Raw genomic sequence first — 13942 nt, 5'->3', positions numbered from 1 at the left:
ACCGAGGAACCGGCTTTGCCGGGCCTCTGGTGTTGCCCCCGGTAGGGGGTTGGCGAAGCGACACGAAGTGCGCGAAGACTGGGGGCGAGCCTATTACTCGTTGGTGATCTTGCGGTCGACGACGATCTTTTTCCATTTGGCGGCATCGACAGCCACCATCTTCGCGAACTGGTCCGGCGTGCCGGGCACGGCAGGCTCGATGCCCAGTCGCGCGAGCTTTTCCTTCACCTCGGGATCGGCCAGCGCCTCGTTGGCGGCCTTGTTGATCTTCGCGACGATGTCCGCCGGCAGGTTCTTCGGACCATAGAAGCCGAACCAGGTGTTCGACTCGTAGCCCGGCAGCGTGTCGGCAATGGCCGGCAGCTCGGGCGCCAGCGGGCTGCGCTTGAGCGAGGTGACGCCCAGCGCGCGCAGGCGGCCGTCGCGCACGTGCGGCATGCCGGTGGGCAGCGAGTCGAACAGCACGTCGACCTTGCCGCTGATCAGGTCGGGGATGGCCAGCGCCGTGCCCTTGTACGGGATGTGCGTGACGAACACGCCGGCCTGCGCCTTGAAGAGCTCCGCCGTGAGCTGCACGATGGTGCCGTTGCCGCTCGATGCGTAGTTGAGCTTGCCGGGGTTCTTCTTCGCGTAGTCGATCCACTCGCGCACCGTCTTCGCCGGCGAATTGACCGGCACCAGCATGATGCTGGCGGCGTCGCCCACGTGAGCGATGGGCGTGAAGTCGCGCACCGTGTCGTAGGGCAGCTTGCTGATGGCGGGGCCGATGGAGTGCGTGCTCGTGGTGGCCAGCAGGATGGTGTAGCCGTCCGGCGCGGCCTTGGCGGCCTGATCGGAGCCGATGGCGCCGCCGGCGCCGGGCTTGTTGTCGACCACCAGCGTGGTGCCCAGCTTGTCGCCCATCTTCTGCCCCAGCGTGCGGGCGAAGAGATCGGTGGCGCCTGCCGCCGGGAACGGCACGATCAGGCGGATCGGCTTGTTCGGGTAGCCCTGCGCCAGGCTGGCGGACGAGGCGGCCATGCCGAATGCGATGGCGAGCGCCTGGAGGAACTGGAGGCGTTTCATTTGCGGGAATTCTGTGCCTGTGGACGGGACAAGCATGCTATGCACCGCTGGCGCATCAAGCCAGATAATTCGGCTTATTCAACTATCAACACCGTTTATGACCAGAGCCCCCGCCGAAGAAATCTCGCTGCAGCAGCTGCGGGCGCTGGCGGCGGTGGCCGAAACGGGCAGCTTCACGCTGGCGGCCGAGGCACTGCAGCTCACCCAGCCCGCCATCAGCCACCTGATCAAGCGGCTCGAGGAAGAGCTGGCTCAGCCGCTGGTGGTGCGCGGGCGCCGCATCCGCATGACCAACGCGGGCCAGATGATGGTCGACACCGCCGTGCGCGCGCTGCGGCTGATCGACGATTCGGTCGGCGCCTGCCGCTCGCAGTCGCAGCTGCGCGAGGGTCGCATCGTGCTGGCCGTGGGCCACCTGACCGCGGGCGCCCTGCTGCCGCCGCTGCTCGGTCGCTTCTCGCAGAAGCATCCGACGCTGGCGGCGACGCTGCTCGACAGCACGGCCGAGCAGATGATCTCGCGCGTGCTCTCGCAGGAGGCGGACCTGGGCTTCGGTTCCGACATCGGCCAGAAGCATTCCGAACTGGCGACCGAGCCGCTCTTCACCGAGCGCATGGCGCTCTTCGTGCGCGACGACCACCCGCTGGCGCAGCACGACTCGGTCGAGGCCAGGCACCTCGAAGGCCTGCCCTTCATCCACGTCAACCCCGACGCCAACGTCTGGCGCGCCGTGAGCCGTCAGCTGGCGAGCGTGGCCAACGTGTATCCGCAAGTGGTGCACCACGTGTCGATGCTGTCGACCGCCTTCGGGCTCATCCAGGCCGGCGCGGGCGTGGCGCTCGCGCCGCGCTACGTGGAAGTGCTGATGCCGGCCAACCTGCGCGCCGTGGGCGTGACGCGGCCCGTGCTGGAGTACCCGGTGGTCGCCATCCGGCTGGCCAAGCATCCGCTGAGCCCGGCGGCGATGGCCTTCCTGGCGATGGCCCGGCAGCACATGAAGCCGCCGCGGGCAGGCAAGAGCTAGAAAAGGAAAACGGCGCCCGAAGGCGCCGTTTTCAAGGAAGGAGGCAGAACCGGGACCGGTGGTCAGTCCTCGACGAAAGCCTCTTCGCGCTTCGACTTCACGGCCGGCAGCAGCACGATGATCAGCAGCAGGGCCGCGGCAGCCAGCAGGCTCGCCGAGATCGGACGCGTGACGAACACGCTCCAGTCGCCGCGCGACAACAGCAGCGAACGGCGCAGGTTCTCTTCCATCATCGGGCCCAGGATGAAGCCCAGCAGCAGCGGCGCAGGCTCGCAACCCAGCTTGAAGAAGGTGTAGCCCACCAGACCGAAGATGCCCACCATCCAGATATCGAAGGTGTTGTTGTTGGTCGAGTACACGCCGATCGCGCAGAAGAGAACGATCGCCGGGAACAGGTACTTGTACGGCACCGACAGCAGCTTGATCCACATGCCGATCAGCGGCAGGTTCAGGATGATCAGCATCGCGTTGCCCAGCCACATCGAGGCGATCAGGCCCCAGAACAGCTCGGGGTTGCTGGTCATGACCTGCGGGCCCGGCTGGATGTTGTGGATGGTCATCGCGCCCACCATCAGCGCCATCACCGCGTTGGGCGGAATGCCCAGCGTCAGCAGCGGGATGAAGGAGGTCTGCGCACCGGCGTTGTTGGCCGACTCGGGAGCCGCCACGCCGCGGATGTTGCCCTTGCCGAAGGGCACTTCGCCCGGCTTCAGCTTGGTCTTCTTCTCGATCGTGTAGGCAGCGAAGGCAGCCAGCAGCGCGCCGCCGCCGGGCAGGATGCCCAGTGCGGAGCCCAGGGCCGTGCCGCGCAGCACTGCGGGCAGCATGCGCTTGAAGTCTTCCTTGGTCGGGAACAGGCCCGAGACCTTGGCGGTGAACACTTCGCGCTCGTCGTCGGGACGCGAGAGGTTCGCGATGATTTCGCCGTAGCCGAACACGCCCATGGCGATGGCCACGAAGCCGATGCCGTCGGTGAGCTCCGGAATGTCGAAGCTGTAGCGCGCGACACCCGAATTCACGTCGGTGCCGACCAGACCCATCAGCAGGCCCAGCACGATCATCGCGATGGCCTTGAGCAGCGAGCCCGAAGCCAGCACCACGGCGCCGATCAGGCCCAGGATCATCAGCGAGAAGTATTCGGCGGGGCCGAACTTGAAGGCCAGCTCGGTCAGCGGCGGCGCGAAGGCGGCCAGGATCAGCGTGCCCACGCAGCCAGCGAAGAACGAGCCCAGGCCTGCGGCGGCGAGCGCCGGGCCTGCGCGGCCCTTGCGCGCCATCTGGTAGCCGTCGATCACTGTCACCACTGATGAAGACTCACCGGGCAGGTTGACAAGAATCGCGGTGGTGGAGCCGCCGTACTGAGCGCCGTAATAGATACCGGCCAGCATGATCAGCGCGGAGACCGGCGGCAGCGCGTAGGTTGCCGGCAGCAGCATCGCGATGGTCGCGACCGGGCCGATGCCCGGGAGCACGCCGATCAGCGTGCCCAAGATACAGCCGATCAGGCAGTACAGCAGGTTGGTGAAGGTAAAGGCGACGCCAAAACCGACGGAAAGGTTGTGGATCAGGTCCATGGTGGAATCGGCTTTCGTCTCAACCGGTGATGAAGGTCGGCCAGACCTGGATCTGGAGCTTGAGCGCCCAGATGAACGCGACGTAGCTGCCGACGGCCAGCACGGTGGCCAGGACCAGCACGCTGGGCAGCTTGAATTCGTGGCCCGCGAGGCTGGCGATGATCACCAGCGCGTAGATGGCGATGATCATGCCCATGGCCGGGATGCCGACGCTCGGCAGGCCGCCGAGCAGGATGCCGAACGCCAGGTTGGCGCCGAGGATGTACACCACCTGCTTCCAGGCCCACTTGCCGATCTTCTCGCCGTCGGTGGTCTCGACGGTGAGCCCGCTGAACATGATCCCGAGGCCGATGAGGGCCATCAGGATGCCGAGCATCAACGGGAAGTAACCCGGTCCCATCCGGGCCCCGGTGCCCACGGTGTAGGTGGTGGCGCCCCATGCGAACGCCACACCCACCACCGTGAACATCAGACCCGAGAAAAAGTCTTTCTGACTCTTGATCTTCACGAACAGTCTCCTCGAACAAATTTCGATGCGGGATTGTCGAGTCAGCCTCCGGTCAGGCCGATGTGGATTCCACTAACCAAAGTCCTAGGGATAACCCGGGAGTATTCATCGCTCCCGGGGTGGCTGGAACGCAGCGCAGGTCATTCCAGCGGAGGCGTGGCGCTGAGCACCTCTTCGATGGTGGTCACGCCTTCTGCCACGCGCAGCGCGCCGGCCAGCCGCAGCGGCCGCATGCCGTCGATCACGGCCTGGCGGCGCAGCCCGGCGAGGTTGGGCTCCTTCGTGACCTGGCTCTTGAACGGCTCGCTGACGCTCAGCAGCTCGTAGAGCCCCATGCGCCCCATGTAGCCGGTCATGCGGCAATCGACGCAGCCCACCGGCTTGTAGGCGCGCACCGAGCCCGTGATCTGCCACGGCTTGACGATGGCCTCGAGCTTCTCGCGGGTGACGGTGTCGTCGGGCTGCTTGCAGTTGGGGCACAGCGTGCGCACGAGGCGCTGCGCGAGCACGCCCAGCATCACGGCGTTGATGAGGTACGAGGGCACGCCCAGTTCCATCAGCCGCGTGATGGCGCTCGGCGCATCGTTGGTGTGCAGTGTGCTGAACACCAGGTGGCCGGTGAGCGCCGCCTGCACCGCCATTTCGGCGGTGGCGAGGTCGCGGATTTCGCCGACCATGATGATGTCCGGGTCCTGCCGCATCAGCGCTCGCAGGCCTTCGGTGAAGCCGAAGTCGAGCTGCGGCTGCACCTGCGTCTGGTTGAAGGAGGTCTCGATCATTTCGATCGGGTCCTCCACCGTGCTCACGTTGACCTCCTCGGTCGCCACGCGCTTGAGCGTGGAATACAGCGTGGTGGTCTTGCCCGAGCCCGTTGGGCCGGTCACCAGGATGATGCCGTTGGGCCGGGTGACGAGCTGCTCCCAGCGCTGCGCGTCGTGCTGCGCGAAGCCCAGCGCGTCGAGGTCCTTCACCGCGGTGTCGGGGTCGAAGATCCGCATCACCATCTTCTCGCCGAAGGCGGTGGGCAGGGTCGACAGGCGCATTTCGACTTCGTCGCCGCGCATGTTGCGGGTCTTGATGCGGCCGTCGAGCGGACGGCGCTTCTCGACCACGTCCATGCGGCCCAGCAGCTTGATGCGCGCGACCATCGCGTTCATCACGCCCATGGGCATCTGGTAGGCCGGATGCAGGATGCCGTCGATGCGGAAGCGGATCACGCCCTGCTCGCGGCGCGGCTCCAGGTGGATGTCGCTCGCGCGCTGGTCGAAGGCGTACTGCCACAGCCAGTCGACCACCTGCACCACGCTCTGGTCGTTGGCGTCGAGCTGCTTGTTGCTCTTGCCGAGCTCGACCAGCTGCTCGAAGCTCGTGGTGCTGGCGTTGCCGCCGGCCTTCTGCGCGGCGCGCACCGACTTCGCGAGCGCGAAGAACTCGGCCGTGTAGCGCTGGATGTCGGCCGGGTTGGCGACCACGCGCCGCACCGAGCGGCGCGCCTGCCGTTCGACCTCGGCGATCCAGTCGGTGAGGAAGGGCTCGGCCGTGGCCACCACCACTTCATTGGGCAGCACCTGCACCGGCAGCACCTTGTGGCGCTCGGCGTACGCCGCGCTCATGGTGTCGGCCACCTTGCCCACGTCGACCTTGAGCGGATCGATGCGCAGGTAGGAAAGGCCCGCGCGGCCCGCGAGCCATTGCGTGAGGGTTTCGAGATCGAGCGGCTTGTTGTCGCTCTCGCGCGTCATGGCCACGTTGGCCAGCCGCACCAGCGGGGCCTGCCGGCTCTCGGCCTGCGCGCAGCGGGCGATGGTGCGCTTGGCCTCGACCGGGGAAATCACGCCGTCGGAGGCGAGCCATTCGATCAGGCGCCGCAGGTCGAGCGGGCCTTCGTGGCGCGCGGCCAGCGGGGCGGGGGCGGAAGCAGCGGATACAGCGCTCATGAGCCGGAGGTCGTTCGGGTGAGTGTCGGGTTCTGTGGCTTGAAGACCCGCAGCCATTTCGGCGCGGGCAGGCCCCAGCGAGTCTGGATCGTTTGGGCGCGCTCGGCAAGCGCCTCGCGCTTCGGGCGGCCCGGTGTGCGCTGGGCGAGCACCACCGTGTTGCCTTCGCGCGTCGGCTTGAAGGCCCAGACCGCATCGGCGCCGAACGCGGAGGAGATCTTCTCGAGGCTGCGCTCGTAGCTCGACGAGCGGCCGAAAAGGTTGACGGTCATGCAACCGTCATCGGTGAGCAGCGTTCGGCAGTCGGCATAGAAGTCTTCGCTGTCGAGCACGGGCGCGGCGGCCTCGTGGTCGTACAGGTCGACCTGCAGCGCATCGACCGTGCCGTGCCATTCGGGCTTGCGGATCTCGGCTGCGGCATCGGCGATGACCACGCGCAGCTTCGGGTCGTCCGGCGGCAGTTTGAACCAGCCGCGGCAGGCCGACACCACCTGCGGATTGAGCTCGATCGCGGTGGTGCGCATGCGCAGGATCTTGCGGCTGAACTTGGTGAGCGTGGCCGCGCCCAGGCCGAGCTGCATCGCGTGGCGGCTGGCCACGGTCTTCGGGTCGGCGAAGAGCAGCCAGGCCATCATCCGCTGCACGTATTCGAGCTCGATCTCGAAGGGCGCGTCGAGCTTCATCGAGCCCTGGACCCACTCGGTACCGAGGTGCAGGTAGCGGATGTCGCCCCAGTCGGAGAAATTGACTTCGGGTAGGGAAATAGGAGTTTTGCTCGATGCCATCGATGCCGTCAGACGACTAGTTTGTGGGCCGCCAGCACCTCGCGCCAGGCCGCGAGCTTGCGCTCGAAGCTCCACGACGCGTTGGCGGGGCTGGTGGAAGGCAGCTGGTAGACCGGCACGCCGAGGGTGCGCGTGTGGCGCGCATGCTTGAAGCTCTCGCCGCCGTTGTGCGCGATGGCCGCGAGCTTCGGCAGGTGCAGGCCGGCGATGTCGTTCGCCACCGGCGCGCGGATGGCCGAATCGAGGCTTCCCTCGCGCTCGCAGGACGCGTACACGTCCCACACGCCCAGGCCGCGGTCGAGCAGCCAGCGGCAGCGCTGCGCGTAGCTGTCTACGCCCGACGGCAAGGGGACTTCGGGCCAGACGGCTTGCAAGATCTTCCAGAACTGGTTTTGGGGGTGTGCATAGTACTGCTGCAGTTCGAGCGACCTGACCCCGGGGAAGCTGCCGAGGACGAGCAAGACGGTGCCCGGCGACACGACGGGCGCGAGCCCCGTGAGCATCGGGCTCGCGGCGGTGGCGGATGCGGCGGGTGGATTCATGGGCGGCAATCGTGCCACCGTCCCGTCCGCATCCGGACCGCCCATGAAAAAACCCGCCGAGGCGGGTTTCCTGGGGAGGGGCGGAACAGCCGGCCCGGCATCGCCGGGTCAGCTGAACTGCTTACTTCTTGGCGGCTTCGTTCTCGGCCGTGCCGGGAATCTTCTCGCCAATGGCCTTGCCGGTGCTGCGCATGCCGTCGGCCGTCTTGTGGCCGGCGTTCTCGACGGCGTCGCCGGTCTTCGCGGCTGCGTTCTTGGTGGCGGTGGTCGCCTTCTTGGTGGTGCGCTTGGTCGCGTTCCAGGCCTTCTTGCTACCGCGCTCGGTGGCGTTAACGGCCTTCTTGGTGGTGCTCTTGGTGGCGTCCCAGGCCTTTTCCGCTCCGCGCTCGGTGGCGTTCACTGCGTCCTTGCCGGCTTCCTTCACCTTCTCGGTGGTGGAGGGTTCGGTGGTGGCGGCGGTCTGCGCGACGGCCGACAGGCCGACGGATGCGAGCGCCAGGGCGACCACGACGGGAACGGTGCGTACGAAGGATTTGGTCATCGAAAGACTCCTTTTTTGAGTGAAGTATGGGAGTGACGGATGTGCCACTGCACAACCAACGCCACTTCGAACTTCAAGGATGACAGCAAAAAAGGCCCGGCGGCACGCTTGGGCGCAACTCGGGAAATCGGCCTACGCGGAGGGCTTCCGGCCATCCGACGCGGACAGCAGACTTTGGAGCTTCGGCAGGGCCGAGACCGCATTGCCAGTGGTCGCTTCGGCCAGCGCATCGATGGCGATGCCCCGCAGCTGCGCCACCACTTCCGCGATGCGCGGCAGCTCCGCCGGCTCGTTGCGGCCCTGCGGCTCGCCGGCATCGCGCTGGACCTGCGTGCGGTAGATCCAGTGCGGCTGGATGTCGGGCGCGTCGGTCTCCATGACGATCGATTCCATCGGCAGCGTGGAGGCGAGCCGGCGCAGCTGCAGGGCGCGCTCGAAGGTCACCGCGCCGCCGAAGCCCAGCTTCAATCCGAGCTCGATGCAGGCGCCGGCCTGCTGCTCGCTGCCGTTGAAGGCGTGGGCGATGCCCTGCCACGGTTTCCCGCCCGCCGTCTGCCGCAGATGCTTGAGCACCTTGTCGACCGAGCGCCGTACGTGGATAAGCACGGGTAACCCGTGCCTGCGTGCCAGTTGCAACTGAGTGTGAAAGAACCGCTCCTGCTTTTCGCCGTCCAGCCCCTCGACGAAGTAGTCGAGGCCGATCTCGCCGACAGCCACCAGCCTCGGGTCGTCGCGCCGCGCGGCCAGTTCGGCATCGAGCGCCTCGAGGTCCTCGTCCTTCGCCTCGCCGGTGCACAGCGGATGGATGCCCAGGGCGTAGGCATCGCCCTGCGCGTGGGCCAGCTCGCGCACGATGGAGAAGTTGAAGACGGCCACCGCCGGGATCACGCACATCGCCACCCCTCGTTCGGCGGCGCGGGCGCGCAGGACGGGCATCTCCGCACCGAATTCGGGCGCGTCCAGATGGCAGTGGGTATCGATGAAGGTAGCCATCGCTCGATGATGCCCGATGGGATGCGCAGGCGCGGAAAGCGTGCTACTGTGAACTCCTGTACACGCGATTTGCGATTTTTTAGCCGGAGGTACTCCGATGCGCAGGCCCGCCTTCTACAGCCGCTCGCCCCGCACGCTGCCGCCGGCCGCAGACGAGGCGGCCGAACGGGCGGATGCGCCGGCATCGCCCGAAGCCGCCGGCGCGGACCAGCCACCCGGAGCCGCTCCCGCAGGCAAGACCGGCTGGCAGCCCGGCCGCCGCAGCTTCGCGGTGCTCATCGTGCTCTCGGCCGCGCTGGTCGCGGGCACCGCGTTCTGGATGCCCCGCCCGGGCGCCAAGGCCCTCACGCAGAAAGACATCGACGCGGCCGTGCTGCGCTCGCTGCAGACCAACACCCTGCCCTCTCCGGCGGCCAAGGCGGCCGACATCATCCGCCCCTCGGTCGTGCGGGTGGTGAGCTACGGCGAGGAGAAGAACACGCCCGAAGCCAAGACCCAGAAGCGCGGCCGCAACATGGCCAAGGGCAAGCCACCGGAAGCACCCAATGACGGCGTGGCGCCGGGTGAAGTCGAGCGCGGCGTGGGCACGGGGGTGGTGATCGTCGACAAGGGCGTGATCCTCACCAACCTGCACGTGGTCGCAGGTGCCGACAAGATCAAGGTCACCTTCTACGACGGCCTGGAAGCCGCCGCCACCATCACCGGCGTGCAGCCCGAGAACGACCTCGCGGTGCTGCAGGCGCAGAAGATTCCCGACGACCTGATCCCGGCCACCATGCGCTCCACCGCCGACCTGCGCCCCGGCGACCAGGTGGCGGCCGTGGGCTTTCCGTTCGGCATCGGGCCTTCGGTGTCGGCCGGCGTGGTGTCGGGCCTGAAGCGCTCGTTCCGCTCGCCCGAGGGCAAGCAGGAGCTGGGCAACCTGATCCAGTTCGACGCGGCCGCCAATCCCGGCAATTCGGGCGGACCGCTGATCAACATGGACGGCGAGGTGCTCGGCATCGTCACCGCCATCCTCAACCCGACGCAGCAGCGCACCTTCATCGGCATCGGCTTCGCGGTGCCCATCGAGAACGCCGCGTCCGCCGCGGGCTCGCCACCGTTCTGATCGATCCTCCTTCGAAAGTCCTTCGCATGAGCACAGAGACCGTCAACCCCACGCCCGCCGGCACCGCCGAACTGATGGAGCAGATCCTCTACGAGGTGAAGCGCGTGGTCGTGGGCCAGGACCGCTTCCTGGAGCGCGTGATGGTCGCCATGCTCGCGGGCGGGCACCTGCTGGTCGAAGGCGTGCCGGGCCTGGCGAAGACGCTCACCGTGAAGACGCTGGCCGACACCGTGCGCGGCCAGTTCAAGCGCATCCAGTTCACGCCCGACCTGGTGCCGGCCGACCTGGTGGGCACGCGCATCTACAACCAGAAGACGGGCGAGTTCAGCACCTCGCTGGGCCCGGTGTTCGCCAACCTGCTGCTGGCCGACGAAATCAACCGCGCGCCGGCCAAGGTGCAAAGCGCGCTGCTCGAGGTGATGCAGGAGCGCCAGGTCACCATTGCCGGCGAGACGCACAAGGTGCCCCGCCCCTTCCTCGTGATGGCCACGCAGAACCCCATCGAGACCGAGGGCACCTATCCGCTGCCCGAGGCGCAGGTCGACCGCTTCATGATGAAGGTGCTGGTCGACTATCCGAGCGACGAGGAAGAGTTCGTCATCGTCCAGCGCGTGATCGGCCCGGCGGTCAACGCCACGCCGGTCGCCACCACCGAGCAGCTCGCCGCGCTGCAGGCCGAAGCCCGGCGCGTGTACGTCGACCCTTCGCTGATCCAGTACGCGGTGAAGCTGGTGTCGGCCACGCGCACGCCCGAGAAGCACGGGCTGAAAGACCTGCGCCGATTCATCACCTTCGGCGCCAGCCCGCGCGCCAGCATCAGCCTGACCGAGGGCGCGCGCGCCCTGGCGCTGCTGCGCGGCCGCAGCTACGCGCTGCCGGAAGACATGACGGCACTGGTGCCCGACGTGCTGCGCCATCGCGTGACGCTTTCCTACGAAGGCTTGTCCGAAGGCCTGACACCCGACAGCCTGGTCGAGAAGATCATGCGCGCAGTCCCCGCTCCACCGAAACCGCTCGAACATGAAAAGCTGGTGGCCTGAAATGAGCACACCCCCAGTCTTCGCGCACTTCGTGTCGCTTCGCCAACCCCCTTGCAGGGGGCAACACCAGCGGCCCGGCAAAGCCGGTTCCGCGGTGTTCCCTGAAATCGCATGAAAAGCTGGTGGCGTAAGGCCCCCTCGGCCGCGAACGACGAACGGCTCGCCGCTGAAGCCGGCGGGGCCGAACGCGCGCTGCGCCGGCTCGAGTGGACCGTGATCCGCCGCCTCGACGGCCTGCTGCAGGGCGACTACCGCACGCTGATGCGCGGTGCCGGGCTCGACCTGGCCGACCTGCGCGAGTACCAGCACAACGACGACGTGCGCCACATCGACTGGAACGTCACCGCACGACTGCAGACGCCGCACGTGCGCGTGTTCACCGAAGACCGCGAGATGGCCGCCTGGTTCGTGCTCGACCTGAGCCGCTCGGTCGACTTCGGCTCGGGGCTGAAGGCGAAGCGAGAGATCTCGGCGGGCTTCGTCGGCGTGCTGGCTCGGCTGCTCACGCGGCACGGCAACCGGGTGGGCGCGCTGGTCTACGGCAGCGACCTCGAAGCCGTGATCCCGCCGCGCAGCGGACGGCGCCATGTGCTGCATCTGCTGCACGCGATGGAAAAGCGCGCCGGCAAGACCGAGTCCGCGCCCACGCAGAAAGGCATGACGCGACTGGCCGACCTGCTCAAGTCGGCCGCCACGCTGATGCCCCGGCGCTCCACCGTGTTCGTGGTTTCCGACTTCCTGAGCGAGCCCGGATGGGAACGCCCGCTGGGCCAGCTGGTGCAGCGCCATGAGGTCGTCGCCGTGCGCCTCTTCGATCCGCTCGAACTCGAGCTGCCCGACCTCGGCCTGGTGCCGCTGCGCGACGCCGAAACCGGCGAGCAGCTGTGGGTCGACACCCATGACGCGGGCTTCCGCAAGCGCTTCGCCCGTCTGGCGGCCGAGCGCGAGACCGCATTGCGCGAGGCGCTGGCCCGGGCCGGCGTGGACGCGCTCGAACTCTCTACCGATGACGACCTGGTGGAAGCCATCGTCCGTTTCGCCGATCTGCGCAAGCGCCGCGCGCGCATCGGCCAGGCTGGTCTGAAGGCGGTGGCAGCATGACTTTTCTCTGGCCCCAATTCCTCTGGCTGCTGGCGGCGTTGCCGCTGCTGATCCTGCTTTATCTCTGGCTGCTGCGCCGCAAGAAGAAGCTGGCGGTGCGCTACGCCAGCCTGTCGATCGTGCGCGAGGCCATGGGCGCCGGGCAGAGCGTGCGACGGCACCTGCCGCCCCTGCTGTTCCTGCTTGCCATGGCCGCGATGCTGGTGGCCGCGGCACGGCCGATGGCGGTGGTGGTGCTGCCGTCGAACCAGCAGACCATCATCCTGGCGATGGACGTGTCCGGCAGCATGCGCGCGGCCGACGTGCAGCCCAACCGGCTCGTGGCGGCGCAGGAGGCGGCCAAGAGCTTCATCAAGGACCTGCCGCGCACCGTGAAGGTGGGCATCGTCGCCTTCGCGGGCAGCGCGCAGGTGGCTCAGCTGCCCACCACCAACCACGAAGACCTGGTGACCGCCATCGACAGCTTCCAGCTGCAGCGCGCCACCGCCACGGGCAATGCCATCGTGGTGTCGCTGGCCACGCTGTTCCCCGATGCGGGCATCGACGTCGAGCAGTTCAGCTCGCCCAGCCGCCAGCGCGGTGCGGCCATCGACCAGAACGAGAAGAAGCTCAAGGAGTTCACGCCCGTGGCGCCCGGCTCGTTCACCTCGGCGGCGGTCATCATGCTGACCGACGGCCAGCGCACCACCGGCGTCGATCCGCTCGACGCGGCCAAGGCAGCCGCCGACCGCGGCGTGCGCATCTACACGGTGGGCGTGGGTACGGTCGACGGCGAGACCATCGGCTTCGAAGGCTGGTCGATGCGCGTGCGGCTCGACGAGGAGACGCTCAAGGCCATCGCCAACAAGACCAACGCCGAATACTTCTACGCAGGCACCGCGAACGACCTGAAGAAGGTCTACGAGACGCTGAGCTCCAAGCTCACGGTGGAGAAGAAGGAAACCGAGATCTCCGCGCTCTTCGCGCTGTGCGCTGCCGTGCTGACGCTGCTGTCGGCGGGCCTCTCGCTGCTCTGGTTCAACCGGATTCTCTAGCGCCTCGCGGGGCGGCGGCCGCCTCGGGCGACCTCACCGCGCCGATCCCGCCCAGGAACAGGTCGGCCACGATCGGCGCGATGGCCGCGTGGTCGAGCCGGCCGTCGGGCTTCATCCAGGTGAACATCCAGTTGATCATGCCGAACAGCAGCATGGTCAGCGGCTTGGCCAGGTCGTCGCTGGGCGCGCCCGGGCGCAGCGCCGACACCGCGCGCGCGAAGCCCGCGACCACCTCGCGCTCCTTGTCCAGCACGCGCTCGCGATCGGCCTCTTCGAGAAAGCGCACGTCGTCGGTCAGCACGCGGTGCGCGTCCTGTGCTCCGGCGTATTCCTCGACGATGCGGTAGATGAAGCGACGCAGGCGCTCCTCGTCGGTGTGCGGCGAGGCCTCTTCCTCGGCCACCAGCGCGGCGAGCTTGGAGACGTGCGTCTCCGCGATGCTGATGAGCAGGCTGCTCTTGTCCTTGTAGTAGTGGTACAGCGTGGCCTTCGAGAGGCCGCAGGCCTCGGCCACCTGGTTCATCGAGGTGGCGGGATAGCCGCTGCGCGCGAACAGCTGGGCGGCCTGCGCGAGGATGAATTCACGCTGGTCCTCGTAGGTGGCGGATCTTCCACGCGGCATCGGTTGCTGTTCCTCGGTTGTTGTTCGGTTGAAGGAAACGGGCGATCTTGCACGAAGCGCGAAGGCGG

At 67.6% G+C, this 13942-nt stretch carries 14 protein-coding genes; 5 read left to right on the top strand and 9 right to left on the bottom strand.

The window, feature by feature from the left end; translation table 11 throughout:
- Positions 1–93: 93 nt before the first annotated feature.
- On the bottom strand, positions 94–1065 hold the full coding sequence (locus tag EJP69_RS11770; RefSeq protein ID WP_093306014.1) for a Bug family tripartite tricarboxylate transporter substrate binding protein: 972 nt from the start codon (positions 1063–1065) through the stop codon (positions 94–96).
- Between the two features lie 97 nt (positions 1066–1162).
- Between EJP69_RS11770 and EJP69_RS11765 the strand changes: the two genes are divergently transcribed.
- Positions 1163–2089: a LysR family transcriptional regulator gene (locus tag EJP69_RS11765; RefSeq protein WP_093205492.1), complete on the top strand. Its 927-nt coding sequence runs from the start codon at positions 1163–1165 to the stop codon at positions 2087–2089.
- 62 nt (positions 2090–2151) lie between these two features.
- Here EJP69_RS11765 and EJP69_RS11760 read toward each other — a convergent pair whose 3' ends face one another.
- The 7 genes from EJP69_RS11760 to EJP69_RS11730 form a co-directional block, all read right to left on the bottom strand.
- Complete coding sequence (locus EJP69_RS11760) at positions 2152–3663, bottom strand: tripartite tricarboxylate transporter permease (protein ID WP_093306018.1); 1512 nt, start codon at positions 3661–3663, stop codon at positions 2152–2154.
- Positions 3664–3682: 19 nt separating this feature from the next.
- Entirely contained in the window at positions 3683–4171 is a 489-nt protein-coding gene (locus EJP69_RS11755) for a tripartite tricarboxylate transporter TctB family protein (protein WP_093196198.1), read from the bottom strand.
- A gap of 140 nt (positions 4172–4311) precedes the next feature.
- Entirely contained in the window at positions 4312–6108 is a 1797-nt protein-coding gene (gene tfpB / locus EJP69_RS11750; protein ID WP_093196199.1) for a type IV pilus assembly ATPase TfpB, read from the bottom strand.
- Positions 6105–6893 (bottom strand): class I SAM-dependent methyltransferase, encoded by a 789-nt coding sequence (locus tag EJP69_RS11745; protein WP_093196200.1) that lies wholly within the window; start codon positions 6891–6893, stop codon positions 6105–6107. The genes tfpB and EJP69_RS11745 overlap by 4 nt, the downstream gene beginning before the upstream one ends.
- An 8-nt stretch (positions 6894–6901) precedes the next feature.
- Positions 6902–7435: a DNA-deoxyinosine glycosylase gene (locus EJP69_RS11740; RefSeq protein ID WP_093306025.1), complete on the bottom strand. Its 534-nt coding sequence runs from the start codon at positions 7433–7435 to the stop codon at positions 6902–6904.
- Positions 7436–7556: 121 nt separating this feature from the next.
- Positions 7557–7976, bottom strand: a complete 420-nt coding sequence (locus tag EJP69_RS11735) for a hypothetical protein (protein WP_126470228.1) — start codon at positions 7974–7976, stop codon at positions 7557–7559.
- A 132-nt stretch (positions 7977–8108) separates the two neighbouring features.
- The gene (locus tag EJP69_RS11730) at positions 8109–8969 is read right to left on the bottom strand and encodes a TatD family hydrolase (RefSeq protein WP_126470226.1); all 861 of its coding nucleotides are present in this window, start codon (positions 8967–8969) and stop codon (positions 8109–8111) included.
- Between the two features lie 97 nt (positions 8970–9066).
- On the opposite strand from EJP69_RS11730, the gene EJP69_RS11725 reads away from it, so the two are divergent.
- The 4 genes from EJP69_RS11725 to EJP69_RS11705 all read left to right on the top strand — a co-directional run bounded on the left by EJP69_RS11725 (position 9067) and on the right by EJP69_RS11705 (position 13252).
- Complete coding sequence (locus EJP69_RS11725; protein WP_126470224.1) at positions 9067–10077, top strand: S1C family serine protease; 1011 nt, start codon at positions 9067–9069, stop codon at positions 10075–10077.
- A 26-nt stretch (positions 10078–10103) separates the two neighbouring features.
- Positions 10104–11117, top strand: coding sequence for an AAA family ATPase (locus EJP69_RS11720; protein ID WP_093196205.1), 1014 nt, complete (start codon positions 10104–10106; stop codon positions 11115–11117).
- A gap of 111 nt (positions 11118–11228) precedes the next feature.
- Positions 11229–12218 carry a DUF58 domain-containing protein gene (locus EJP69_RS11710; RefSeq protein ID WP_093196206.1) on the top strand — a complete coding sequence of 330 codons (990 nt, stop codon included), beginning with the start codon at positions 11229–11231 and terminating at the stop codon, positions 12216–12218.
- A complete protein-coding gene (locus EJP69_RS11705; RefSeq protein WP_093196207.1) occupies positions 12215–13252 on the top strand; it encodes a VWA domain-containing protein in 1038 nt (345 codons plus the stop codon). Before EJP69_RS11710 ends, EJP69_RS11705 begins: the two co-directional genes overlap by 4 nt.
- Here EJP69_RS11705 and EJP69_RS11700 read toward each other — a convergent pair.
- Complete coding sequence (locus EJP69_RS11700) at positions 13236–13874, bottom strand: TetR/AcrR family transcriptional regulator (RefSeq protein ID WP_093196208.1); 639 nt, start codon at positions 13872–13874, stop codon at positions 13236–13238. The genes EJP69_RS11705 and EJP69_RS11700 overlap by 17 nt on opposite strands.
- Between the last annotated feature and the right edge of the window lie 68 nt (positions 13875–13942).

Origin of the sequence: Variovorax gossypii (genome assembly GCF_003965815.1) — a bacterium.
Taxonomy (GTDB): domain Bacteria; phylum Pseudomonadota; class Gammaproteobacteria; order Burkholderiales; family Burkholderiaceae_C; genus Variovorax; species Variovorax gossypii.
The sequence above is the reverse complement of the archived record's forward strand: the minus strand, read 5'-3'. Positions and strand labels throughout refer to the sequence as shown.